The 23827-nt window shown below is 44.7% G+C and carries 23 protein-coding genes and 2 pseudogenes; 15 read left to right on the top strand and 10 right to left on the bottom strand.

What is annotated here, in order from left to right; all coding sequences use genetic code 11:
• Positions 1-107 precede the first annotated feature (107 nt).
• Positions 108-275 (top strand): CxxH/CxxC protein, encoded by a 168-nt coding sequence (locus AC0LWN_RS27150; protein WP_458964955.1) that lies wholly within the window; start codon positions 108-110, stop codon positions 273-275.
• 169 nt (positions 276-444) lie between these two features.
• On the opposite strand, the gene AC0LWN_RS27145 is transcribed toward AC0LWN_RS27150, so the two are convergent.
• Positions 445-1839 carry an MFS transporter gene (locus AC0LWN_RS27145; RefSeq protein WP_474670947.1) on the bottom strand — a complete coding sequence of 465 codons (1395 nt, stop codon included), beginning with the start codon at positions 1837-1839 and terminating at the stop codon, positions 445-447.
• Positions 1840-1975: 136 nt separating this feature from the next.
• Here AC0LWN_RS27145 and AC0LWN_RS27140 point away from each other — a divergent pair, with 136 nt between their 5' ends.
• Complete coding sequence (locus tag AC0LWN_RS27140; protein WP_474670946.1) at positions 1976-2308, top strand: ArsR/SmtB family transcription factor; 333 nt, start codon at positions 1976-1978, stop codon at positions 2306-2308.
• Between the two features lie 291 nt (positions 2309-2599).
• Here AC0LWN_RS27140 and infC read toward each other — a convergent pair whose 3' ends face one another.
• Positions 2600-3121, bottom strand: coding sequence for a translation initiation factor IF-3 (gene infC / locus AC0LWN_RS27135; RefSeq protein ID WP_474670944.1), 522 nt, complete (start codon positions 3119-3121; stop codon positions 2600-2602).
• A 261-nt stretch (positions 3122-3382) separates the two neighbouring features.
• On the opposite strand from infC, the gene rlmH reads away from it, so the two are divergent.
• From rlmH to AC0LWN_RS27120, 3 genes are all read left to right on the top strand, one after another.
• Complete coding sequence (gene rlmH, locus AC0LWN_RS27130; protein WP_474670942.1) at positions 3383-3862, top strand: 23S rRNA (pseudouridine(1915)-N(3))-methyltransferase RlmH; 480 nt, start codon at positions 3383-3385, stop codon at positions 3860-3862.
• 681 nt (positions 3863-4543) lie between these two features.
• Positions 4544-5341 (top strand): class I SAM-dependent methyltransferase, encoded by a 798-nt coding sequence (locus tag AC0LWN_RS27125; protein WP_474670939.1) that lies wholly within the window; start codon positions 4544-4546, stop codon positions 5339-5341.
• A 254-nt stretch (positions 5342-5595) separates the two neighbouring features.
• On the top strand, positions 5596-7839 hold the full coding sequence (locus AC0LWN_RS27120) for a U32 family peptidase (RefSeq protein WP_474670937.1): 2244 nt from the start codon (positions 5596-5598) through the stop codon (positions 7837-7839).
• A gap of 144 nt (positions 7840-7983) precedes the next feature.
• Here the strand turns inward: AC0LWN_RS27120 and AC0LWN_RS27115 are convergent, their stop codons facing one another.
• The gene (locus AC0LWN_RS27115; RefSeq protein ID WP_474670935.1) at positions 7984-8388 is read right to left on the bottom strand and encodes a MerR family transcriptional regulator; all 405 of its coding nucleotides are present in this window, start codon (positions 8386-8388) and stop codon (positions 7984-7986) included.
• Positions 8389-8477: 89 nt separating this feature from the next.
• On the opposite strand from AC0LWN_RS27115, the gene AC0LWN_RS27110 reads away from it, so the two are divergent.
• The 3 genes from AC0LWN_RS27110 to AC0LWN_RS27100 all read left to right on the top strand — a co-directional run bounded on the left by AC0LWN_RS27110 (position 8478) and on the right by AC0LWN_RS27100 (position 9934).
• Complete coding sequence (locus AC0LWN_RS27110) at positions 8478-9047, top strand: SDR family oxidoreductase (protein ID WP_474670933.1); 570 nt, start codon at positions 8478-8480, stop codon at positions 9045-9047.
• A 70-nt stretch (positions 9048-9117) separates the two neighbouring features.
• Positions 9118-9303: a hypothetical protein gene (locus AC0LWN_RS27105; protein ID WP_474670930.1), complete on the top strand. Its 186-nt coding sequence runs from the start codon at positions 9118-9120 to the stop codon at positions 9301-9303.
• A gap of 220 nt (positions 9304-9523) precedes the next feature.
• Positions 9524-9934 (top strand): VOC family protein, encoded by a 411-nt coding sequence (locus AC0LWN_RS27100; protein ID WP_474670927.1) that lies wholly within the window; start codon positions 9524-9526, stop codon positions 9932-9934.
• Positions 9935-10094: 160 nt separating this feature from the next.
• Here AC0LWN_RS27100 and AC0LWN_RS27095 read toward each other — a convergent pair whose 3' ends face one another.
• Complete coding sequence (locus AC0LWN_RS27095; protein WP_474670925.1) at positions 10095-12119, bottom strand: right-handed parallel beta-helix repeat-containing protein; 2025 nt, start codon at positions 12117-12119, stop codon at positions 10095-10097.
• A gap of 311 nt (positions 12120-12430) precedes the next feature.
• Between AC0LWN_RS27095 and AC0LWN_RS27090 the strand changes: the two genes are divergently transcribed.
• Both AC0LWN_RS27090 and AC0LWN_RS27085 read left to right on the top strand, forming a co-directional pair.
• Positions 12431-14173, top strand: a complete 1743-nt coding sequence (locus AC0LWN_RS27090) for an ABC-F family ATP-binding cassette domain-containing protein (RefSeq protein ID WP_474670923.1) — start codon at positions 12431-12433, stop codon at positions 14171-14173.
• A 327-nt stretch (positions 14174-14500) separates the two neighbouring features.
• Positions 14501-14962 (top strand): hypothetical protein, encoded by a 462-nt coding sequence (locus AC0LWN_RS27085; protein ID WP_474670921.1) that lies wholly within the window; start codon positions 14501-14503, stop codon positions 14960-14962.
• Here AC0LWN_RS27085 and AC0LWN_RS27080 read toward each other — a convergent pair.
• The 3 genes from AC0LWN_RS27080 to AC0LWN_RS27070 all read right to left on the bottom strand — a co-directional run bounded on the left by AC0LWN_RS27080 (position 14879) and on the right by AC0LWN_RS27070 (position 16515).
• A complete protein-coding gene (locus tag AC0LWN_RS27080; protein ID WP_474670919.1) occupies positions 14879-15226 on the bottom strand; it encodes a hypothetical protein in 348 nt (115 codons plus the stop codon). The genes AC0LWN_RS27085 and AC0LWN_RS27080 overlap by 84 nt on opposite strands.
• A 149-nt stretch (positions 15227-15375) precedes the next feature.
• Positions 15376-15669: a helix-turn-helix domain-containing protein gene (locus AC0LWN_RS27075; RefSeq protein WP_474670917.1), complete on the bottom strand. Its 294-nt coding sequence runs from the start codon at positions 15667-15669 to the stop codon at positions 15376-15378.
• Between the two features lie 183 nt (positions 15670-15852).
• The gene (locus tag AC0LWN_RS27070) at positions 15853-16515 is read right to left on the bottom strand and encodes a phosphatase PAP2 family protein (RefSeq protein WP_474670914.1); all 663 of its coding nucleotides are present in this window, start codon (positions 16513-16515) and stop codon (positions 15853-15855) included.
• A gap of 169 nt (positions 16516-16684) precedes the next feature.
• On the opposite strand from AC0LWN_RS27070, the pseudogene AC0LWN_RS27065 reads away from it, so the two are divergent.
• Positions 16685-16934, top strand: a pseudogene (locus AC0LWN_RS27065) (BBE domain-containing protein); the annotation flags it as partial.
• A gap of 153 nt (positions 16935-17087) precedes the next feature.
• Positions 17088-18200: a phosphotransferase enzyme family protein gene (locus AC0LWN_RS27060; RefSeq protein WP_474670911.1), complete on the top strand. Its 1113-nt coding sequence runs from the start codon at positions 17088-17090 to the stop codon at positions 18198-18200.
• Between the two features lie 151 nt (positions 18201-18351).
• On the opposite strand, the gene AC0LWN_RS27055 is transcribed toward AC0LWN_RS27060, so the two are convergent.
• The 3 genes and pseudogenes from AC0LWN_RS27055 to AC0LWN_RS27045 all read right to left on the bottom strand — a co-directional run bounded on the left by AC0LWN_RS27055 (position 18352) and on the right by AC0LWN_RS27045 (position 20710).
• Positions 18352-19557, bottom strand: coding sequence for a hypothetical protein (locus AC0LWN_RS27055; RefSeq protein WP_474671042.1), 1206 nt, complete (start codon positions 19555-19557; stop codon positions 18352-18354).
• A 54-nt stretch (positions 19558-19611) separates the two neighbouring features.
• Positions 19612-19926: pseudogene (locus AC0LWN_RS27050) on the bottom strand (S-layer homology domain-containing protein); the annotation flags it as partial.
• A 334-nt stretch (positions 19927-20260) separates the two neighbouring features.
• A complete protein-coding gene (locus AC0LWN_RS27045; protein ID WP_474670908.1) occupies positions 20261-20710 on the bottom strand; it encodes a pyridoxamine 5'-phosphate oxidase family protein in 450 nt (149 codons plus the stop codon).
• Between the two features lie 212 nt (positions 20711-20922).
• On the opposite strand from AC0LWN_RS27045, the gene AC0LWN_RS27040 reads away from it, so the two are divergent.
• The 3 genes from AC0LWN_RS27040 to AC0LWN_RS27030 all read left to right on the top strand — a co-directional run bounded on the left by AC0LWN_RS27040 (position 20923) and on the right by AC0LWN_RS27030 (position 23685).
• On the top strand, positions 20923-21978 hold the full coding sequence (locus AC0LWN_RS27040; protein WP_474670906.1) for a LytTR family transcriptional regulator DNA-binding domain-containing protein: 1056 nt from the start codon (positions 20923-20925) through the stop codon (positions 21976-21978).
• A gap of 142 nt (positions 21979-22120) precedes the next feature.
• A complete protein-coding gene (locus AC0LWN_RS27035; protein WP_474670904.1) occupies positions 22121-22966 on the top strand; it encodes an ABC transporter ATP-binding protein in 846 nt (281 codons plus the stop codon).
• Positions 22963-23685: an ABC transporter permease gene (locus AC0LWN_RS27030; RefSeq protein ID WP_474670902.1), complete on the top strand. Its 723-nt coding sequence runs from the start codon at positions 22963-22965 to the stop codon at positions 23683-23685. The genes AC0LWN_RS27035 and AC0LWN_RS27030 overlap by 4 nt, the downstream gene beginning before the upstream one ends.
• Positions 23686-23827 lie beyond the last annotated feature (142 nt).

Genomic DNA, 23827 nt, shown 5'->3' with positions numbered 1-23827 from the left:
AGGCTAGTGTGCAAATTACGCTCCGGGAGTTCCTTTTTGCGGGGAAGTGTGGTAGAACAATAGAAGGAGTATATACCGTAGCAGCACAGAAAGGGATGCTTGATTGAATGTATGTAGTGTGTAAGGAACACGTGGAGCTGGCCATTGAGAAATTTGTGGACGAGTACGAGGATGCACCGGATATTGTGGATCTGAAGGAGACGGAATTCTCGGACTGGGACCCGCCGGCGAAATGTGCGGAATGCGATAAGAATGCAGAGGTCCTGGTAGTTTAGGGCCGCAGTACTTCATCATAACTTGGAACAATTATTTAAAAGCTGACCGCAGACGTGGTGTGCATACACCCATGAATGGGGTCGCTTTTAATCAGGCATACCCTGCGGCTGTGAAATGAGCTGCAGGGTATTTTTGCGTAATACAGACTGTGTGCGTGCCTGAGGAACATTATGCATCCGCCAGATTCCCGCCCATGCTGCTGCGCCGGTAGGCAAAGGCTGAGGCAACGGCGATCAGTGCGGCAATGGAAAGTCCCCAATAGATGTTGGAGTACGCCGCAGCCAGTGACAAGCGGCTTTGCCATTGTAAGGCGCTGGCCGCCAGGGCTACGCCGAACGCTCCGCTGAAGAACTGCATGAGCTGAAACAATCCCATCCCGGAGCCAATCTGGGAGGCAGGGAGAATACGGGAGATTTCATTGGATACACCACTCGACAGTGTTGTGAAGGCAAGACTCATAATCATATATACGAGCATTACAGCCACCCATGAATGTCCGGCGAATATAGCAAACAGCACGGTAGCGGTAAGTACAAGCAGCGGCACATAACGCAAAATTCCTCCGTTGCCATAGCGGTCAATGATCCGCCCAACCGAACGCGAGACGAAAATCGCGAGCAACGAACCGGGGAAAATCACAAGCCCGGCATGGCTTGCGCTGAAGCCGAAGCGGTGGGTTAGGATTTGCGGCAGCAGGAACAGCGTTGCAAAGCTGCACAAGTAAGAGGCAATCCCAACCAGAGACAGCACCAGATACGAACGGTTCCGGAAAAGGGACGGCAGGACAAACGGATCGCGAGTGGTGCGGATCCGGCTCACGAACAATAAAATAGCGGCAAGCCCTGCGACAAGTGCAATCCAAAGCCCGCTTGTCAGGAACAGTAGGAGACCGGTGGTGCCAACTCCAAGGAATAAGCCGCCAAGGGCATCAAACGAACCACGGCTAGGCACTTCTTTTGGCAGCAAAATTAGAAACAGCGGTACGAGCAGTAGAATGAAGGTAGTGACGGCAAATAGCCAGTTCCAGCCAAGATATTGGGTGATAGCTCCGCCCGCAACAGGGCCGAGGCCAAGGCCAAGCGAAACTGCGGACATAATGGTAGCCATCGCTTTTCCGCGGCGCTTCACCGGAACATACCGGGTGAACAGAACCAGCGACAGTGACATGACCGCCCCCGCGCCGGAGGCCTGCACAATACGCACAATCAGCAGGAAGATAAAGTTGGTGCTGAAAAAGCCGGCAACTGCGGCAACACCAAGCGTCAGCATACCAAGCGCTAGCAGCCTGCGGATCGGCAGGAAGTCAGAGAGCCTGCTATAAGTAATTGAAGCGATGGAGAACATAATGGAGTACCCGGTTACGATCCAGGATGCGGCGGCAGGGGAAATGCCGAATGTCTCGGTCACATCGGGCAGTGCCAGGTTGAACATGGCAGTGTTCATAATGACGAGAACAACTGCAATACTGAATAGAAGGGTCAGCAGCCCTTCCTTTGGAAGAGTGGCTTCCACGGATGAGCCTTCATTTTCCGCAGCAGCAGAAGTTTGATTTGTTGAGTCCATGTGATGGCCACTCCTTTTATTTGTTTTATAATTCGATTATATTCGAACATTTGAAATATAGCATGCGTTGATATAAAATGCAATTAGGAACATGAAAAATTCAGCAGCCATTTGTACCGCGAAGGGGATTTTATTCATGAAGATACTTTTTCATCCGGATCGCAAGGATATCCAGCTTGCCTCTGTACTGTATGCGCTCAGCGATCCGATTCGCTTATCTGTCGTTTCGGATATTCATAAAAATGGCGAACAGGCCTGCAACAGCTTCATTGTGCCAATTGCCAAGTCGACCATGTCCCACCATCTTCGGACACTTCGTGAGGCAGGAGTTGTTCATACGCGTGTCCATGGTACACAGCGCATTGTGTCGCTGCGCACTGAGGATTTGAATGCCCGGTTTCCCGGGGTGCTTGATTCCGTACTGAGTGCCTATGAGGCTGGGGAGCAGCCTGAAGCACTCGAAGAATGAAGGATATTCGCTCAGGGCGTCTGACGAAGGGCTTTTGAAAATAGTAATCGGGTTTATTTTGGAGAGCGGTTTCTTTTTATGGCGGAGCTGCAGGGATAAGAAATTGAAGGGGATAAGTAATGTAAAACGGGGGTGCTCCAAAAGCCACGAAAGTGGCTGCTTGGGACACCCCCATATTTTCCGCTGAACCGGTACCTGAAATCGATGCAGAGTAACGCTGCTGTGGGAGCGGATGCTCCTGTAGAGGACAGCTAGATCATTTCTAATAGGATCAATCCTTCATCTAACCCTTTAGCGCGGGTTGACCTTTACCTGTGAGCCTTTCCCGCTGGTCTGAATGCCTGTTTCCTTGGTTCCGGCTTCCTTCAGGTCGGCCAATAAACGTTCCAGTACTGCCTTGGCGTCAGCCGCTTCCTTCGCACCGGAAGCCTTAACTACAAGCTGCACCGGCTTGCCGGAGCGCAGATGCTTGTCTGCTTGACGCAGCTTCGTATCGTAATCATGCTCCTCGATGTGGGCAGTGAAGCGCAGCTCCTTGACCTTTTCTTGTCTGCCGTTACCGCCAGCTTGCTGGCCTTTGCCTGATTTACGTGCCGCCGCGGACTCTTTCTGTGCGGCTGCTTTGGCTTTGCCTTTGGCCATCAGGCTGCAGGGCGGGGGGCTGCTCATCAGTGAGGTGCAGACGAGATCTGCTCCTTTGGACCGGGCCATAGCCAGTGCCTCTTCCCTCGAAACAACGCCGATTGCCTCACCATTCAGTCCGGTAAGCACGACTTCAGATGCTCTAATTTGTTCGTTAATTAAGACTGCCACTGTAACCCAACCTCCTGCTGTATCAGGTGAACATAAGAATGACAACGCCATCCTTAAGTTCAGCCTATGTGATCATCATATGGTTATCATATACGGAAGCTGCCAGGGGTTCAAATGCAGCCCAGGGTTGAGAGCAGAGGGGTATTCATTGGTGTTATAATTCGGAGTATAACCGTTTGCCAGGCTTATATGGGCTGGAGTTCGGGCAGATTGTAGAAGACGACGGGTAGTTTATTACACATACATATCAATGGAGGATTTATGTTCATACAAATTATTGGCGTAGGCAAATTGAAGGAAAAGTATTTGACTCTCGGCATCGCAGAATATGCCAAACGGCTGACGCCATACCTCAAATTTCAGATTATTGAGGTGGCGGATGAGAAAGCACCAGACAACCTCAGCGAAGCCGAGGTTGTCCAGGTGAAGGCGCGCGAGGGGGAGCGCATCCTCGCGCACATCAAGAGCGAGGCGCATGTTATTGCGCTCGCGATCGACGGCAAGCTCTGGAGCTCGGAAGAGCTTGCCGCCGAAATCGACCGGCTCGGCACCTACGGGACGAGCCATGTCGTCTTCGTCATCGGAGGGAGCCACGGGCTCTCCGATGAGGTCATGCGCCGCGCCCAGCAGCGCATGAGCTTCGGCCGCATGACGCTGCCCCATCAGCTCATGCGGCTGGTCTTGGTGGAGCAGATTTATCGCGCGGTGAAGATAAATCGGGGGGAACCGTATCATAAGTAACGGCAAGTTTTTTTAGGGGAGAGAGGGCAATTGCCTCGCAAGGATTTTCTCGCGTTGGGTTAGCACCCCACTCGGGTTTATTTGCGTCTCTGGGCATTATTAAGCCGCAGTTATCCATAGCACACCCCACTGAGAGCCCTTCTGTGGACCGAACCAAAAATTACTTGTGTCAGAAGTGTCAAATCTATCAGGCGGCAACTGACGCAACTTACGGTTCAAAATACAGCTCTGAGACAGGTGGTCACACAACTATGATGAACTTGGCGGGGGAAAGCAAAAGCCCTTCCGCCGTTAAGGTGGACGTGACTGGTTAGAAGCCTCTGAGTACGAATGTGTCAGGAGCGACCAAACTCTCGCGTTGAGATCTTCTGTGTACCACGGCAACTGGCGGTGGATACAGCACGCGAAAAGGTGGGCGTCTGCTTCTAGCTGACCTATTGCTTGTGTGAACGTATCGGGGGATGGAGCTTGAACTGACGGGAATAGTTATATTTAATCTTTACATTGTATGTAAAATTTTTACTAGCTATAATCATTGAGAAACAAAGAATTATCTATCCTGCTTACCATCATACGATGAAAGGATGATTTTAGATGAATAATCTAACGGAAATGTCTACCCGCGTTGTTTTGGAGGGCGACTATAATTTAACCCTCCTATAATAAAATGGAGGTAAATTTGTGAATAGAGAATTTATCGCTAAACATTGGTATGGCAGTGTGTATGAACAGTTTGAAAACCAAACACAAGACGTGGATTTTCTGTTGAAAATACTTACAGAGCATACAGGCAATCATCCACTGAATATACTTGAAGTTGCCTGCGGTGGTGGCAGGATCTGTGTCCCTCTAGCAAAGGCGAAACATTTCGTTACAGGCTTTGATGTCGATGAATATATGCTCCTGCGCTGTTATCGCCGGATGTTGGGTTTAGCAAATATACGCTGTTACCAAGCTGATGCAGCAAATTCCGTATGGGGCCTTGATTATGATCTCGTAGTCATGGCAGGTAATATCCTGATTAACATTGAAAGTGAGAATGATTACAAAGAGGCACAAAAGACTCTTATTAAAAATGCTGCTGCGGCGCTTCGCACGGGTGGACATCTTTATATGGATTTTGACTTGAATAATAATCCAGCAGACCGGTTTAATAGGTTGAAAGAGAGCAGCTATTTCAATGGGACTGACGAATTGGGCACAACTGGACGAACCGTTAGTTATGGGAGCGTGTATGACCCCATTACCCAAATTTGTACCGGAATTGGTCACTGGGAGCTCATCACAAATAGCGGTGAGCAAATCAATATACCTAAGTATTGGTATAAGCACATTCCTACGCAAATGCAAGTATACGATTGGCTATCAGATGCAGGGTTTACCATAGAGCGTACCTATCAAAATTATACGGCTGAACCGATTCCGGAGCCGATTGGTGAAGCTATAAATCGCGCTATTATATGGGCAAGAAAGTTATAATTTTTCATGTAGTCTGAAGCACTCTTTTGGCTTCTATTTTTGCTGAACTACTATAACGAATCATTATAAAGCAACCCTCTCAGGGCAAATAAGATCGTCAGAAACAAAAGCACAAGCCATTGGTTTGTGCTTTTTGCCGTAGCTTAAGTGTGGTTCTTATTTTATGATCAATGGTGCTAAGTTGCAGCAGTTGTTTTCTGTACTTCAGGGATCACGGTTATAGTGTTAAAAGAAGCAGGAGGTAAGGATACTTTATGACTGAATTATTAGCGCCAGCAGGGAATATGGAGGCTTTGAAAGCTGCAATATCTAATGGTTGTGATGCCGTATACTTAGGGATGCAAAAATTTGGTGCACGCGCATACTCATCTAATTTTGATCTGGAATCGTTACAAGAGGCTGTGACGTATGCGTACCTGAGGGACGTTAAAATCTATGTTACGATGAATACCATCGTGTACGAAAACGAAGTTGAAGAGATGAAACAGCAGATCCGCGAGTTAAATGAAATCGGTGTGGATGGCATTATCGTCCAGGACCTGACAGCTTTCAAATATATCGTTAACAACTTTCTTGATATGGAAGCACATTGTTCCACTCAGATGGGAATCGACGATGTAGACGGAACCTTATTATTTAAAGAGCTTGGCGCCAAAAGAGTGGTTCTGTCCCGTGAGGTTGAGATTGAAAAAGTAAAAGAAATCAAAAGAGTAGCTGATATCCCTTTAGAAATTTTCGTGCACGGTGCTTTATGTGTATCTTATTCGGGAAACTGTCTGATGTCAGGACTAACCGGCTACCGTTGCGCAAATCGCGGAAGATGTGTGGGTTCATGCCGTAAGGCGTACGAACTCATTGATAAGACAACAGGTACATCTTTAGGGACAAGCTATATTCTATCTACTAAGGATTTGAATACGATTGATTATACCCATGATTTACAAGAAATTGATTCTCTAAAAATAGAAGGCAGAATGAAAGTGCCTACCTATGTGGCTAATGTTGTATCCAAATATCGCAGGGCCTTAGATCATAAAATCACCGCGGAAGATAAAGAGAATCTGAAAAAAACCTTCAACAGGACATTTACTAAGGGATATTTGTTTCACGAAGACAGAAGAAATATTACAAACATCTCAAGACCGAATAACTTTGGGTATCCCATTGGGACCATCAGCAGGATTGAGAAAGACAGGTATGAAATAACACTTACACGTACTCTACATCAAAACGATACCATCCGAATAAGCCATAACCATGAAGATGTGAATCTAACGGTTGCCAAACTGTACAATAAAGACGGCGGCTTAATCAACACAGCAGATGATGTCTGCTATATCAAAATCAAAGAAAAGATGTCTATAGGCGATGTAGTCTATAAAACGAAGGATTATTTCTACCACAAAGAATTAGAAGCATCACTGGAAAAGGAATTTAAGCGGTTTAACCTGGATATTAGAGTATATGCTAGTCCAGATTCAAAGCTTGTCATAGCTGCGGAGGGCTTAGGCTTCAATTATTCTTATGAAAGCGAGGAAATACTAGGCGAAGCCATTAATAATCCAACAACCAAAGACCAGGTCATCAAGCAATTCTCCAGATTAAATGATACGATATTCGAGCTTCATCAGGTCGATTATGAGGAGTGCAATGCGTTTATTCCAGCTAAACTGTTAAATGCCGCAAGAAGAGATATTGTTCTGGGCTTATATGACTTGAAGCTTAACAACCAGAAGAAAAGAACCAAGGCTGTGTCTGCAGAAGAAAAAATAAGCTTTGCCCCTGTAACACCATACCTTACGGCCTCTGTCACGAATCAGGAACAGTATGATGCCTGCGTGAGCTGTGGAATTAAGGAGATCTATTTTGACAATGTGGTTAGAAGAAATCAGAATGATTATGAGGAAAAAGAAGGGCAGCTGCTGATCGGCGGATATGGCGGAATTTATCATTACAGAGATACCAATCCGTTTGTTACGGACTATTCTCTAAATGTTATTAATGCGACTAGTTGCTATGAATTATATAAATTAGGTGCCAAGCGAGTGACTTTATCTTATGAATTGAATAAAAGCCAAATTGAAGATTTAATGAATGCCTATTATAAGGAAAATGACGGCTATCCTGCGCTGGAAATGATTGTATATGGCAAGACCCCTTTGATGTTTACCAAGTATTGTCCGATGAGAAAAATGAATCAATGCAGAGTCTGCAAAACGAAGAGCTATGAGTTAAAGGATGAGCACGGAACGTTCCCTATCCTTTCCCATGAGGATTGTACAACGACTCTCCTTAATGGGAAGACACTTAATCTTATAGATGAGCTGCCGAACATCCAAGGAATTGAGGCGCTGAGATTAAACTTCACAGTTGAATCTAAAGAGCAGGTTGTGAACGTCATTCATATGGCCTCGGGTAAACTAAATGGCTCAATGAATAATGCTGTCTTCAATCAGGAAACAGACACAAGAGGACATTTTAATAAAGAGATTGTGTAGGTAGCCAAAGGGATGGTTCTGCTTGTCGCCCGCGCCTGTATTTGCTGAAATCGTTAGGCCATCATAGACGCTTGCCATCAGCCATCCCGTCGGGATGGCTGTTCAACTTGTCTCTTCAGCTTTCAGGGGGGAACCGTGTTTTGATTAGTCAAAAGGATGATGGGTGATCAAAGCTTTTACCTTTTGCGGGTCATTTACCAATGCCAGTTTGTATTCCAGCATCCAGTTAAGTTTTTCAATGATCTGATCGTATTCCTCCTTCTTCCGTTCGATTTCATAGAGTTTTAGCCGAATCCACTCAATGCCTTTCAGATAGTTAGGCGAATGTGTATCCTGTTCTTGAAAGTAATCGCTCAGTTCAGCCAATGAACATTCTACACTTTGAAACTTCTTAATGAGCTTCAGACGTTCGATTGCTTTCTCATTGTAGTTACGATAGTTGTTTTCATCTCTTTGAAAATGCCGGCTATCCAATAAGCCTTCCTTTTCATAATAACGAATAGTGTAGACGGATAATCCTGACTTTTCAGATAGATCCTTTATTCGCATGAAACCTCTCCTCAATAAGACTTGACCTATAGTCAACTCTAAAGTTTATGCTTTAATTGTTCAAGTGTCAGAAATTAAGGAGGGATAAGATGAAGATTATCGTGACGGGTTCTTTGGGGCATATTGGTAGACCGCTCACTGAGAAGCTAGTTGAGAAAGGCCACTCTGTTACCGTTATAAGCAGTAAACATGAGAGGCAGAAGGAGATTGAAGCACTAGGGGCAAAGGCGGCCATTGGGTCAGTTTCGGACGGTGTTTTTCTTCGCGAGACCTTCACCGGAGCAGACATCGTCTACCTGATGGAACCTCCCGCTAATGTGACTGATGTGAATTATGATATCTACAGTGAAGTGAATGAAATAGTAGCTGCTTATAAAAAAGCGGTTGAGCAATCAGGGGTAAAAAAAGTCGTGCATCTGAGCAGTATCGGAGCTCACACGGACAAAGGTACGGGTTTTTTAAAAATTCACAACATTGCCGAGACTATTTTGAAACAACTACCTAATGATGTGGCAATCAAATTTATGCGGCCAGTTGGCTTTTACAGTAATTTATTGGCTAATATTGATGTAATAAAATCAACAAGCAAAGGGTTTTTAGGTGGATTATTGTCTTTGCAGCATTATGGGATCGGAGGTTTACTAGGAGCTTACCTGTAATGAGATTGCTAAAATATTAGGTGAAGCCATTGGTAAACCCTATTTGAAACATGGGGAAATATCCGATAAAATGCTCGCCAATACCATGCTGAAAAGTGGTATGAACGAGCAAATGGCAAAAGGGTTTGTGGAGATGGGCGTGGCGGCCCGGACAGGTTACGTGTATGAAGATTATTACAAGAACCGCCCAACTTTAGGAACAACAAAATTGAAAGAATACGCAGCAGAATTTGCGGTGAAATATAATCAAACGTAACAAATTAGAGAATCCTCATCTAAGTCAAAACGGAAATATGATCAATTGCATGTGCTTGTTAATGCTTGTGGTGCAATCTATTTTAACAAAGAATGGACGGCAGAGGGAATTGATCGTATGCTCGCGGTAATTATACAAAAGCCCGACTTAAGGCGCGGTGATATAAGGATACGAATACGAATGCACCAATAAACATTGTGACTAGAGGAGATGGATGACATTGATCGGACGAGATGTAAGGGTGGGTGCGTGCCTATACGCCGACGACATGGACAGTATGGTTCGATTCTACAGGGATACATTGGGCTTTCATACTCAATGGAATGGCGGAAATTTCGCGGAGTTTGAGACGGCAAGCGGTGCGCTATCCTTATTCATGTACAGCAGGAAAGCATTCGCGCAGGCAATTGGGGAGAGCTACGTGCCTCCAAAGGGAATCAATCAAACGTTTGAAATCGCCCTCTGGTTACCCTGCTTTGCCGATGTTGATGCGGAATATGAGCGACTATCGAAGTTGGACGTGCGATTTCCGACTGGAGAACCCATAACCTATTCCTTCGGCATCCGCAACTTTTATGTCGCCGACCCGGAGGGTAACCTGCTTGAAGTCGGCAGCATGAGCGAAACGTAGTTTGGAAGTTCTAGCCATCACAAAGGCTCCATTTGTGCGCATTCTGTTCTAAATAATACGAGTATTCGATGTGTCAGGCCTCTATCCTGATTAGCAGAGTAGAGGCTCTACACACGAAAAAGATCCAATCACCTAAAATGACTGGATCCTCAATAATAAACTAGATTTCAAAATCGATGGTACCATTTTCGGTTAATTCAAACGGACCAGGTGTGACATCTGCATCGGGTCTCTTTATTCCGAAAAAGTCGGAGTCAAAATGATATGGAGTGCTGTCTGGTTCCTCATACTTCATATCGGCGTGATAAGTCTTTCCAAGCAGGTCAGTGGTAATCAACATTGCAGAGGTTGCCCGAAGCAATTCGGGCTCATTGATCTGAATTTGCACCCTACCTTGCGCAGGATTGATCTCAATTTTTAAACCCTTCTGTGTATATATCTTCGCATTGGATTCGTTACTACTTGGAACCGCATGGTTAAGAAATAAATTTCCACCCATAGCTACCGGAAGAACTGCATTTCCTATAAAGAAATCCTTCGCGGCATCGCCAAGCTGGGTAAGCTCCTCTTTGGTATATTCCCACCATTTCTTATCTTTTACATCAGGATGTTTATCGTAGCCGCCAAGTCCCACAGCATGCAGAAAGCAAATGGAATTGTCCGGAACACCATCCATGACACTTTTCCCATCCTCTCCAGCTTCATCCCTTGATTTAAGTGGAAGATGCTCAAAAAAGGTGATAGGAACAGGTTCCTTATTAGCGTCATTATCACCCAAAAAGATATTATTGTAATATCTATCATCGCCTCCAGTGATATTGGAGTATCCTGCCATTGCCGTCTCGTGAGGGAAGTGATATGGCGTAATACGGGTAATCTCGGAACGAACTACAAATCTGCCTGCAAATAAATTATGAGCAAATGCCCCGCCTTGTGCCATATTTCTGAAATTCATGGGAGAGAGGAATAGATTATGATCGACCATATACGGACCATGGCAAACCTCAACGAAGAGGTCTTCAGAAATGTTGTCAAAAAATACATTGCGGCTGATGCGGGTGCCCTGTGCCTGCCAGTCAAGCCAAAGCGCACGGTAACAGCTATAGATTATATTTTCGCTAATCTGAGTATCCAGGGAAGCATGCAGTTTAATTCCCGCTACTTCGGCACCGTGTCTGAGTCGTTTGTGGTGAATATTGTAAATACGGTTCTGATAAATGTGGCTGAAGGCCCCTCCCATATGACCCACAATACCTGCCTGTTCACAATCATGAATCACATTGCCTCGAACGATGTGACTGCCGACGCTATCCTTATGCCAGCCGGAGCGTAATGCTCGTAAAATAACCTCCTGCTCACGTTGAGTACCGCCTTTAATATGCTTCTCCAAAGACTTGGTGTGACCTGTACCGATTTCGGTACCCAGGCTAATACCAACGCATTTGGATTCACTGATAATATTGTTTTCAATAATCCAGCCCTTGCTCCAGTGAGGTCCAATCAAACCTTCCTGGTAGTCAGTAGGCGGTGCCCATTGAGGAGAGGCTTGACGAAGTGTGAAGCCACTTACGGTTATATAGTTAAGTCCTGGTTTCTCAGGCCAGAAGCAATAAGGACGTACATTAATTTCTACATTTTCCTTTCGAGGATCCTTTCCGCCAAATATGGCCCAGATTTTTGTTGTTGTAGAACCAACTTCCGCATACCATTTTAACAGTGAATCCTTGGGATACTTGGCTTCGGGCCAAACTTCAGGATTGTGAACGTTTTCAACACTATCGCATTCATACAATGATTTGCCATCCAAATATACATCGCCGAGATGGATCGGGAAGGGCCCGTCAAACAACCAGTCTCCACCGAGCTCCACCTTAAAGGGATTACGAACGGAAAAGATGGAATTGAGCACTTCTGTGCTCCAAACATTGTCTCCTTCAGACTTCCAGTTGGTAATCCGTTCAGCTCCTGTAATTACTACTTCCCCGTCTCCTGCGGTTCGATATATTATTCTATGCTCCGCTGTCCCTCCATTAACCGGGTTAACCCATTCCCTGTATACTCCGGCATGAACAATAACCGTATCACCAGCCATGGCATGAGCCGCAGCGCGTGATATTGTACGAAGGGGTTGATCCGCTGTTCCTTTTAGTTGATCATTCCCATGTATGGATACATGATATTCCATAACAACTCTCCTTCTTCCTACCTTAAAAAAGTCGTAAGAGTTCCTTACAGGCTGAAGGCAGGATAATTTTATTATTATTGTTGTATCAAGTTATTATACTAGAAAATAAATATAATGGGAGAGATCGGAAGGTGAATGTTTTATGTGCAGGCCAATGGAATTAAATGGGATACTGACCTCCAAGGGATGGGCTACAAATGGATTGAACTTGTTGGTAAACAGTGTTACTCTAACAACGGTAAACTCAAAATTTATGTTCTGCAATACATCTAATAATAGTCACCATTTTAGTTATAAAGAAAGGTAACACAATGATAAAAGTTGATAACTTCTCCTTCTCATATCCGCAAAAAGAACTATATAAAAACATTTCATTTACGTTTGAAGAGGCACAACATTGCGCTTTTATAGGAACAAGTGGCAGTGGGAAAAGTACACTGATAGATATACTGATGGACCCAGAAAGGTATATGTTCGAGGGCAAGCTAGAGATAGACCCAGCTTGCAAAATTGGGTATGTAAGTCAGTTCTCACAAGTAGACAAAACTAAAGAAACAACTGTCTTTGAATATATAGGAGAAGAATTTATTAAGATACAGAATGAAATTAATACCATTTTGGCTGAAATGGAAACATCCTCTGATATTGATTCGCTGCTAGAAAAGTATCAATCCGCTTTAGACGCTTTTGATGCAATGGACGGAAATGATTTTGAAAGCAACATTAATAAGAAACTAAATCTAGCAAACCTCATGAAGCTAAAGGATCTTAGGGTATCCGACCTGAGTGGCGGGGAATTCAAACTTATTCAAGTGATGAAGGAAATGCTTGAGTGTCCAGACTTAATGATTATGGATGAACCCGATGTATTTTTAGACTTTGAAAACCTAAATGCGCTTAAAAATCTTATTAATTCCCACAAGGGAATGCTGCTGGTTGTTACTCATAACCGTTATCTACTCAATCATTGCTTCAACAAAATTATACATCTTGAAAACATGGAGATCCAAGAGTTTGATGGGCGATATATTGATTATAACTTCTCATTACTTCAGACTAAAATTGAGTTACAAGAACTCACAATCACTGAAGAGGAAGAAATTGCGAGAAACGAGAACATCGTCAATAATCTTAGAGCTATCGCAACCTATAATGCAGAAGCATCGAGAGGTAGAGCGTTAAAAGCTAGAGTTAAGTTTCAAGAAAGATTGGAAGCGCGTAGAATTAAAGCGCCATTTGTTGATATTAAGCAACCGAATATTAGTTTTGGTATGGATAATGAAATTGAAGACACCATTGTTGTGAATGTCAATAATTATAGTGTTGCCTTTGATGAGTTGCTTTTAGACAATGTTAACTTTGAGATAAAATCTACGGATAAAGTCGCCATTATTGGTCCAAACGGTACCGGCAAAACGACTTTACTCCGAGATATCTTTAAAAATAATCATGTTTCAATTGAAATAAATGCTGATGCTAAAGTGGCCTATTTATCCCAGCTTCAAGGCGAAATGCTAAAGGATTCTAATACAATACTAGAGGAATTCATTGACGCGGGGTTTAAAACTTATGATGAGATTAGATCGTATATTTCAAACTATGGCTTTGAAGGAGAAATCCTTAATCAAAAGATAGAATCTTTATCGGGTGGAGAAAAAAATATGCTTCAATTGGCTAAAGTTTCTGCCAGTAAAGCAAATGTATTGCTTCTTGATGAACCGACAAGCCATTTGGACACCTATACACAAATAGCACTGGAGAAAGCCATTGAAGACTATAAAGGTGCAATTCTCATGATTTCTCATGATTTCTACTCTGTTGTGAATGGTATGGATTATGTTCTAATCATTGACGATAAGACGATTAGAAAAATGAGTATGCGAAAATTTAGACAGATGATTTATGCTAGTCATTTTGATAGAGACTATTTAGAAACTGAACAAAAGAAAAAATCAGTTGAAATGAAAATAGAATTGGCTTTAAAAGATACTGATTTTGAACTTGCAAAGGTATTGGTAGATGAGCTAGAAGAGCTGATTAAAGCCCTGATTTGAATGCATTTCTAAGTGGGATTTTTAAGGCTAGCGTTATAGGGCATATATTCTATAAGGACTGGTATATGGTAGACACAGCCTAGTTATTACTTAACATAAATGGAAGTGGACTGATTCATGGTGTAGATTGAGTAAAGCCGTATCCCAAGGGGATGCGGTTTTTTGTGCGTCTATAGTTATCGTTTCCATTCTCTGAAATGGCCTGTATATTTGGATTAAGAGAAAGGGCATGAGTACACTTGAGCAGAGAGCGCTTATGGATGTGCTCATAGGATAGTCCTGAAATTTTCTGTTATATTAATATACCGACCCTGAAAGGATAAAGAAATGGATAACTTAATAATGAAGCATTGGTCTGCTAAGCGTGAGCTGCCTGGGATCAATTGCATTGCTTTTGCAAATGGCAACATAATCATTCTAAACATCGGGACATATTACAACCCTAACAACAATGAGCGTACCATTAGCTGTTCTCCCCTGTGTGATACAACTATTGAAAGCATTGAAAAATACAACAATGACTATTGGACAATAGTTGATGTATGGACGAGTATTGACTATCAGGGCGGTAAAATCTATGGCGGCGATGGGCAGATGGGGAATGAAGGCTTCATTGCTTGCACAGATGCAAACGACAGTTTGGTTTGGGGTATTTTTTTTGATGAAACAAATCCTATCAAAAAATTGAGTATCGAAGATAAAACATTAATTGCTATTAATGAACATGAAGATATGAGGATTGAAATCAACTTGGATATCTTCAATATGCCTGTTTACGAGTTCTTTTAATACTGGAGCCATTTCTTTGCTTACATCAATCAGCCAGTCTACATTGCCGTCAACTCCAATATCTTTCCAGTCAATACCAGAATCCCAATAATGAATTACAGGAAAATGCTCCTTTGTTGTAACTGTTTTTACGGATAGGTGAACATCATCTACTTCCAAGACATTCACACCATAAAATCGAGCAATTTCATAAGCAATACTTGATTTACCTATTCCCGATGCTCCACCAATAAATAAAACTGTCCAGTTTCTATTATTATTCATTTTGCCAACCCTCCAACCTCATTTATATATGGTCAAACTGTACTTTGTGTTTTGATATATTACGCCGAACCTATCATAAGTATAGCCAAAGTCATCATTACAAGAGCGGAACACAGGCCACCAGCCTTATGTCCCGCTCTTATTCACATTCACTCATTCTTTTGCGCCTTCTCATACTCCACCTCAATCAGCTTGAAAAAGTCGGAGGGCTTGATTTTCAGTCCTTTGCAGAGGTCGAAAATTTTTGTGACGGAAGGTTCGTTTCTGCCAACCTCAATCATGGAAATATAGGATCGGTCGACATTGCATTCATGCGCTAGATTTTCTTGGCTTAAGCCTTGTTTGATACGTATCGCTTTCACGGTTTTGATACTTCGGTTTAGCATCGACGCAATGGCTTCTGCCGGGGCACCTTGCATTCGTAAGATCAATTGTGGATTCATGGAAATTCCAAAACTAATGATAGAAAATAAGAATTATCTTTGGGATGATTATTCAGGGCGAGATTGAACCAGCGATTGCATCGGAGTTTGGTCCGGTTACCCAAGGGTGATTAGAACCGAATCAGTTAGCGCACTTCTGCCCTGGTGATCACAAGCCCCCTTCGCTTATCTGCGGAAGGAGCTTCAGGTGCTTTGAGGACTATCTTTGTAAGAATGCTCTTGGGGAGTGCTGCTGCGGGTGAAGAAGTGCTCCACCAGCAGAACGGCGGCCAATACAATTTCGACCAGCATAATGCCGGCAAGGCCGTCGAGAATCGCATGCTGCTTGATGAACAGCGTGGACAATATAATCATCCCGGACATCCCCCCGATCAGGAGCATGTTCCATTTGTTCCGGAAGCCGCTGCTAGCGGTCAGGCGGAACACCATGTAGCTGGAGAACACATGGATACTGGGGAAACAATTGAACGGCTGGTCCCGGTGGTACACAAAACGCACGATCAAGGTAAAGACGTCATGGCCCACCAACTCGGGGCGTGGCACCGTTGTTTGAACTACAGAGTAAATCCCGTAACAAATGCAGGCGCATACGGTATAAATCAACAAAGCACGGTAATACACACGCAAATCGTTCTTGAAGAAATAGTAAAGACATAGATAAATATAAAAGATCCAAACGGAATAAGGCAGTGCAAAATATTTGACGAAAGGGATAGCGTTATCCCATGAGGTCATCAAATGATAGACTTTGCCTCTCGGCTTGTTGACCCATGCATACATCTTCCCAAGCACCGGGAAAATCAGCATCAACAGCAGCGGTGTATATTTCCAATTGCGTAGCGACACTTCTCAACCTTCTTCCAACGAATGATAAAGCTATCCCCCATTATAGTTGATTTAAGCAGGAATAAAAATAACCATTTCGTCCCCGTACTCTCGCCTTCCGGGTTAACTTCGCTGGCGCCCTTTTTTTTCTTGCGGAAATTTCGACCGCTTGGCGCAAAAGCGTGATTAAACGGCCTATCCTCATCGGAAGGTTGAGACAATCTATGAACTGTCAGCCCGGTGGAGAAACAACAGGGAGCAGGAGCGGAATATACAGTGGGTGGAAAGGTGATTATGTGAATTTTCCCGATCTGCAGATTAAGAACTGGCCCAAGGCGTATTATGGCGAGAACTTTGGCAGATTGAAGCAGGTGATACGAAAGTACGATCCTCATAATGTGTTTCGTTTTGCTCAGAGTATTTACTTTTTTAAAAGTTGAATTTGATTATACTGAAAGTCTACCTCGAGTTTGCATGGTATTTTAGGTAAAATATGCTCAAAGGAGTGATATGTAAATGTTAAACAAGGTGAGTATCCTTTAAGTCCACAGAAGGACTTTTCATGTTTGGGTTTCTTGTGTTGTGATTTCAGTGTGGAAAGATTTACAAATTTTTTTACTGGAGGAGATATTATAAATTATAACGAGGTTGTTAAAATCAGTGATGCATATTTACTTCCATCTGTATCAGAGTTGTACGGATTAGAAGGCTATGAAATTAAGCCGGTTAAGGAACATAAGAGAGGGCGTAATGTCGTTTATACCTGTGTGAAGGAAGGCACCGATGCAAAAATACTCAGAATCGCCTTCTTAAATGACAGAAGCCGGGAAGATGTTCTAGGTGAACTTGAGTATGTCAGGTATTTATTCGAGCATGGCGGTAGTGTCTCGAATGTAGTCAGTTCCCAGAGGGGGAATCTGCTGGAAGAGATCACTCATAATAATCACACCTTTTTTGTCTGCCTGTTTGAAAAGGCTAGAGGGAAAATGCTTGTGGAAAATCATTATCGCTATCGGGAAGGCGTTCCTCTTTCTGAATACTATTATAACTGCGGTAAAGTTCTGGGGAAGCTGCACCAATTGTCGAAAGGGTATGCTCCAGTTCATCCCCGGCACAGTTTTTTTGATAAATACAATGCCGAATATATCGATAAACTGATACCCAGCTCTTTATCTTTGCTTAAAGAGAAGTTGTTAGGGCTCCTTAAAACCTTGGAAGGGTTGGACAGGAACCACGAGTCGTTCGGTATGATTCATTTTGATTACAACGATGGGAATTATTTTATAGATTTTGATACCGGGCAAATAACCGTTTATGATTTCGATAATTCTTGTTTCGGTTGGTATATGTTTGACTTGGCCAGTATCTGGGGAAACGGAATGGGCTGGATACAATCTGAACCAGACGCCGGTAAACGTAAAAAGTTTATGGAGGATTATTTTGAAAGCGTCCTCGCAGGATACAGATCCGAAACCAAGCTTGATCATTCGATGTTGAATAGTTTGCCCTTGCTTATTCAAGCAAACCTCATGGAGGGTATTATAGATGCATTCGAGGTAATGCGAAACAACGGCGAAGGGCCGGAGTGTGATGAGGAGCTGTCGTATTATATAAAATGCCTGGAAGACGATATCCCGTATTTCGGTTTTTTCCATGAGATTTATTCGTGTGAAGAACCCTTCGAGTATGAGGAGCGGAATATTTAGCTTTTTTGTACCGGAACAAAAAATAACGGCGAAGGGACAGCCTCCCTTACGCCGTTATTTTTCTAGTTGGAATTATCTTCTCGCTTAGGAGCTGCCTTCAACTCAAGATTGAATAAGGAACCCCTCTGCGGTATTACGATGATGACTTGCCTTAATCCATATAGTAGCTTAAGACAAGGTCAACAACATCTTGGATATCTTGTCTAGTAGACATAGGCGTTCCAAAAGGATTGTTTTTGGCCTCCTGATAGGCCGATTCAAGGGCAGATAAGACCTCACTTAAGTTCGAAGCTGTCACTCCGGTTATACCGGCTTGAGCGAAGACTTCTTCGTTAGGAATAGATCCTCCGCCGAAAGGATTCAAATAATCATAGATTGCAGCTAACATAATTGCTTGATTAGTCTCGTCAACAATCGCTTGAATTTGAGACAATGTTCTTGGAAGTGGTGTTGAACCGGTTTCCAATGCGTATTGGTAGGAGGCTAGGTCTTGTAAAGTGACGCCGGTAATGCCTGCATTGGCAAAAGTGGTCGCATTAACATTCGTCCATGAACCCGAAGCCGATGCAGCATTGATCAAATCCAGTGCCGCTTGTTTCGTAATACCGTCAATAACCGTATTGACGATGGCTTGAATTTCTGAAACCGTCCACGGAGATCTTCCATCAGAGTCGAGTGCTTGTTGAACGGCTGTTACATTGGATGTCGTTACGCCCGTAATACCTGCATCAGCAAAAGTCGTCTCATCAACATTGACCCATGTCCCAACAGATGCATTAATCGTATCTAGTGCGATATTGGATGGTGGCAATGTCGGTGTCGGTGGTGGTGTCGATGTAGATATCGGCGTCGGTGGTGGTGTTGGTGGTGTTGGCATCGGCGTCGGTGTCGGCGTCGGTGTCGGTGTTGGTGTTGGTGTTGGTGTTGGTGTTGGTGTTGGTGTTGGTGTTGGTGTTGGTGTTGGTGTCGGTGTTGGTGTTGGTGTTGGTGTTGGTGTTGGTGTCGGCGTCGGTGTTGGTGTCGGCGTCGGCGTCGGTGCTTGTGTCGACGCCGGTGCTGGTGCTGGTGTCGCCGTCGGTGTTGGTGTTGGTGTCGCCGTCGGTGTTGGTGTCGACGTCAGCGTTGGTGTCGGCGCTTTATATTGTGATTTCGCTTCGTAGGCACCCGTAACTAGCAAATCACGCGTAGCATTCGTTTGGCCGCCAAACTTGCCATCAGCACCATTACTTAGCAATTTAAGTTCCAGAGCTAGTGCTACGTATCCTTGCGCCCAACCAGACACTGTGCTGTCTTGCACTCCGTCAGTTTTCTTCGCTAGCTCTTCGCCTCCGAGACCACGAACCAAGAATGTTGCCAATTGTTCCTTCGTAACTTCTCCAGCAGGATTGAATTTACCCTGTCCTATTCCATCAGTGATGCCAGCGGCCTTGACTGCCTCAATATAAGGCAGAGCATAGCCATTCGCAGGGTCATCTGATTTTACGTCTGAGAAGCTTGAAATTTTTTTTGATGTATCGACGTTAAGACCGAAAATTAAACTAGCTACCTTCGCGAATTGTGCTCGATTCATCTCTTCTTTTAATCCAAAACTAGTGTCAGAGACCCCGTTAAATATACCCGCTGAAATCAAAGCATCAAACTTGGCTTTCGTCGCCGCATCCAGGTCCTTTAGATCAGAGAAGTCTGCTGAAGTCTTCGCCTCCGCATAAACCGCACTGCCAGACATGCACATTAGTAAAACCAAAAATAAAACAACCCATTTTTTTCTCACAAATCCTCCTCCTTAGACTCTACCGTCTCGGTTAATCGTCGATACCCGTTCAAACCCATACTTTTTTTGTAACAAGATAATTATCGGCAGAATCCCCGCCTTTTTTAAACAATTATGTTGAGTAATGAAATTTTGGTGAAATTTATAGACCCGCCAAGCCACTATCGCACAAGCAGCCGTATATAAGTAACGGCAAAAAAAGAGAGTGTCCGCACACTCCCCTTGTTCTAACAGTGTCTGTTATCAAATATCTACTTCACATTAATCCAATAAGGCGAACCACGACTACTTAATTTGCCGTCTTATTGACAAAATCAATCTCATTTCTGATCCCTTTATGGGCGTCATTCCACAGGCCTTTTGTCAGGCGAATGCGCAGCAGGCATGTGTTAGGGTCTTCATCGTTATTAGCTTCGTAATACCAATCGGCGAAAATTGTGCGCAGCTTTGCCATCATCTCCGCGTTTTTCTCGTCACATACCCAGCCCAGGTTTTCACCGATACCATCAGCCGTAAAGTTTTCGACGATGATACAAACGGCGACTTCGGGGTTTTGAGCGGTCTGCTGCATCTTGCCTGAGGTCGCGTAAGTTACGGTGTAGAACGCGCCGTCCTCATAATAGGCGTCTACAATGCGGGCGGCGGGACGGCTTTTGCCATTGGCCCCCGGTTCCAGCGCGATGGTGGACAGAGAGATCAGGCCGTCCTTGTTACCCACTTGTTCTTCCAGCAGCTTCATGGCTTCGTCGTAATTACCTCCTAAAGTGCCATAAGGCATACATTATTAAGCTTATCATTGTAAAATCTTAGTGCATGTGAAGAATATCCTCTGCTCGACTTAGGTATGGTTCAGCTGATGTGGTTCAACCTTCTATTATAGGTTACAATCGGAATATATTGAGTAATGCTATGTAATACTCCGTTGTGGGGATGACAGGAGGCTGGATACGCATGACCGTATTGCATATACAAAGTGAAGCTGGAAAAAGCGATGCTGCATCGTCATCAGTGGAACTGGAACTGATGGCTGGACAGTGTGCGGTGGTGCAGTGTAATTACGAGCATGGCCGTCAGTTCATCCGCTCCGTTCTGGGCGAGCCGTCTGGGCTTGGGATTCAGGCGCTATACCGCGGTGAGCGTCTGCGGCTGAACCGTTCTGAAATCGTGCAGCGTGTTGGGTGCTGCTTTTGGGATGACGGATTATATGAACGAATGAAGGTTGCCGATTATTTGGCCTTTTGGGGACGGCTATACACCACTCGGATGCCGGCCAGTGAACTGTTGACGCTGGTGGGGCTTGAAGGCCATGCCAAGGTATTAGTCTCCAGACTCAGTTATTCCGAGAAACGGCTGCTTAACTTGGTGCGAAGCCTCATCCACAACCCTGAGCTTGTCATATGGGAGAATCCGGAGCAGAATCTCGATCTTGAGAGCTGCATCATTCTCAGAAAATTGATCACCGCTCTCGTCGATCGTGGCACAGCGATACTCGTTACTTGTTCAACAATGGAGCAGGCCATGTTCCTTTCCGAGCATATCTACCGGTTAACGGAAGGAGGACTATACCCGGTTACGACGCAGGACGAACCGGAAGCCTCTGAGCAGACTGTGCAAGGGACAGGAGAACCCGATCCAGAAAGTGATCCAAATGTTTCACTTGTAACGGTAGCCAAGCTGGAAAAGCTGATGATCAAAGCGGACGACAAATTTGTCTTCGTAGACCCGGCGGACATTTATTATATTGAAAGCAGCGATGGCCTATCACATATCCATACAAGCATAGGCGACCTCACGACGGCATGGACATTAACTGAACTGGAGGAGAAGCTTGCCCCGTATCAGTTCTACCGCTGCCATCGTTCCTACCTCGTAAATCTTAATCATGCGTCCGAATTGATTACTTGGACACGCAATAGCTACAGCCTGGTTATCCGTGACGACAAGAAGTCGATGATCCCCATGTCCAAGACCCGTTTCGAAGAAATTAAGAATATTGTGGGGCTGTAACGCCTGATTTTTCAACCCAAAAATGACTCCATTCATCCCCCTGACTGCGCTTTTCATGGGGGATTTATTGCTGCGATGCCTTATTCGCGATAGATTTGCCGTGAGCTTGAAAAGGCTACTAAGCAATAGTGGGTGAATCGTCATGGAGAGCATCATCGAGGTGGATAAACTTGCGAAAATGTACCAAAAGAAGCAGGCGCTGAGGAATCTTAGCTTCCAAGTGCGGAAAGGGGAAATATTTGGGTTTCTCGGACCCAGCGGCTCAGGGAAAACAACGACGGTGAAAATACTGACTTCACAACTTCGCTTTACATCCGGGAGGGTAACGGTCTTTGGAATAGCCCCGAGCCGCAGCCGCAAAGCACATTACTTGGGGCGAATCGGAATTCTGACAGATAATAGCGGCTTGTATGATCGCCTTAGCGTCTATGACAATCTGGCTCTGTTCTGCCGTTTGTATGGCGTACCTGAAAAGTCGCTTAAAGGTGTGCTCGATGCTGTGAATCTCTCGGCTGACCAGAATACGCTAGTGCAGCGGTTGTCCAAGGGGATGAAGCAGAGAGTCACGCTGGCCAGGGCCATTCTTCACCGCCCGGAGATTCTGTTCCTCGATGAGCCGACATCTGCACTCGATCCCGTGAATGTCCTGCAGATTCATGAGACCCTGCGGCGGTTGAACCGGGATGGGACGACGATCTTCCTGACAACACACAACATGCAGGAGGCAGAAGCGCTGTGTAATCGTGTTGCTTTTTTGAACAATGGCGAAATTTCTGCGCTGGATACCCCGTTGCAGTTAAGACTGCAGCATGGGGATCAGACCATTACCCTGACGACACCGGAGGGCCCGGAGATTGTAGGACGGAATGTTGCAGGGGCGATCCGCATTAACGAGCTGATCCACAGCGGAGAACTGCTGGCGATTCACTCGAATGAGCCGACGCTCGGTGATATTTTTGTAAAATTGACAGGGAGGGGCCTGGAATGACATTTTCACTTAACCGACTACTCGCCATCGCCGGGAAGGAGTGGAAGGACTATGTTAAGAACCCGCAAATTCTGCTGATGGCAGGCATGCCCATTGTTCTCTCCATCTTAATGAAAGGCCGAAAGGCATTGTCTGAGGGCAGTACCATCGATCACTTTACCATGCCGATTATGATTGCCATCTCGGTGGTCGGTGCTTTTGTTCAGGCTCTTATGATCGCGGAGGAAAAGGAAAAGAACACCCTGCGTGCGCTGATGCTGTCTCCGGCCTCGCCGGTGGAGGTATTGCTGGGCAAAAGTGCAATGACCACAGTGTATACGATTGTCGTCATGGCTGTTTGTATGCTGATTACAGGAGTTCCGGCGATACATCTAGGGTACCTGGTCTTATTCATTCTGCTTCTGATGGTGATTTTCATGGCTTTGGGCACATCCATCGGTCTGATCTCTCGAACGGCGTCCGAGACGTCCATCGTGGGGCTTCCGATCCTGTTGTTTTTTGTTTTTGGCCCCATTTTTGCGCCTGGGCTGAAGGTACCGTTCGTTATGGATGTGATTAGCTTCATTCCTTCGCACCATTTCATGGAGGGGTTGTCAGCTCTTGTTCTGGACAAGGGGTTGGAGCAGCTCTGGCTGAGCCTTGGCAACTTGCTTGTATGGTTGGTTCTTTCCACAGTGCTGGTCTTCTTAATTTACGGCGGTAAACGTTTTGACAAGTAGCGTTACTGACGGACTTTGCAAGGGGAGGAGACTTCGTATGAGCAAGGGGAGGAAAAATGTAATTCTAGGTGTGATCGTACTCGCCGTCGTATTGTTAATCAAATGGCTTTGGCTCCCGGACGGGATCATCGGTTTTTTGTTT

This window comes from Paenibacillus sp. sgz302115 (assembly GCF_056120445.1).
Note: the sequence above shows the minus strand (reverse complement) of the source record. Positions and strands in the feature narration are given on the sequence as shown.

Coding starts and splice junctions, on each gene's coding strand:
- AC0LWN_RS27150 (WP_458964955.1), top strand. CDS start 108: ATGTATGTAGTGTGTAAGGAACACGTGGAGCTGGCCATTGAGAAATTT.
- AC0LWN_RS27145 (WP_474670947.1), bottom strand. CDS start 1,839: ATGGACTCAACAAATCAAACTTCTGCTGCTGCGGAAAATGAAGGCTCA.
- AC0LWN_RS27140 (WP_474670946.1), top strand. CDS start 1,976: ATGAAGATACTTTTTCATCCGGATCGCAAGGATATCCAGCTTGCCTCT.
- rlmH (WP_474670942.1), top strand. CDS start 3,383: ATGTTCATACAAATTATTGGCGTAGGCAAATTGAAGGAAAAGTATTTG.
- AC0LWN_RS27120 (WP_474670937.1), top strand. CDS start 5,596: ATGACTGAATTATTAGCGCCAGCAGGGAATATGGAGGCTTTGAAAGCT.
- AC0LWN_RS27115 (WP_474670935.1), bottom strand. CDS start 8,388: ATGCGAATAAAGGATCTATCTGAAAAGTCAGGATTATCCGTCTACACT.
- AC0LWN_RS27110 (WP_474670933.1), top strand. CDS start 8,478: ATGAAGATTATCGTGACGGGTTCTTTGGGGCATATTGGTAGACCGCTC.
- AC0LWN_RS27105 (WP_474670930.1), top strand. CDS start 9,118: ATGCTCGCCAATACCATGCTGAAAAGTGGTATGAACGAGCAAATGGCA.
- AC0LWN_RS27095 (WP_474670925.1), bottom strand. CDS start 12,119: ATGGAATATCATGTATCCATACATGGGAATGATCAACTAAAAGGAACA.
- AC0LWN_RS27090 (WP_474670923.1), top strand. CDS start 12,431: ATGATAAAAGTTGATAACTTCTCCTTCTCATATCCGCAAAAAGAACTA.
- AC0LWN_RS27085 (WP_474670921.1), top strand. CDS start 14,501: ATGGATAACTTAATAATGAAGCATTGGTCTGCTAAGCGTGAGCTGCCT.
- AC0LWN_RS27080 (WP_474670919.1), bottom strand. CDS start 15,226: ATGAATAATAATAGAAACTGGACAGTTTTATTTATTGGTGGAGCATCG.
- AC0LWN_RS27075 (WP_474670917.1), bottom strand. CDS start 15,669: ATGAATCCACAATTGATCTTACGAATGCAAGGTGCCCCGGCAGAAGCC.
- AC0LWN_RS27045 (WP_474670908.1), bottom strand. CDS start 20,710: ATGAAGCTGCTGGAAGAACAAGTGGGTAACAAGGACGGCCTGATCTCT.
- AC0LWN_RS27040 (WP_474670906.1), top strand. CDS start 20,923: ATGACCGTATTGCATATACAAAGTGAAGCTGGAAAAAGCGATGCTGCA.
- AC0LWN_RS27035 (WP_474670904.1), top strand. CDS start 22,121: ATGGAGAGCATCATCGAGGTGGATAAACTTGCGAAAATGTACCAAAAG.
- AC0LWN_RS27030 (WP_474670902.1), top strand. CDS start 22,963: ATGACATTTTCACTTAACCGACTACTCGCCATCGCCGGGAAGGAGTGG.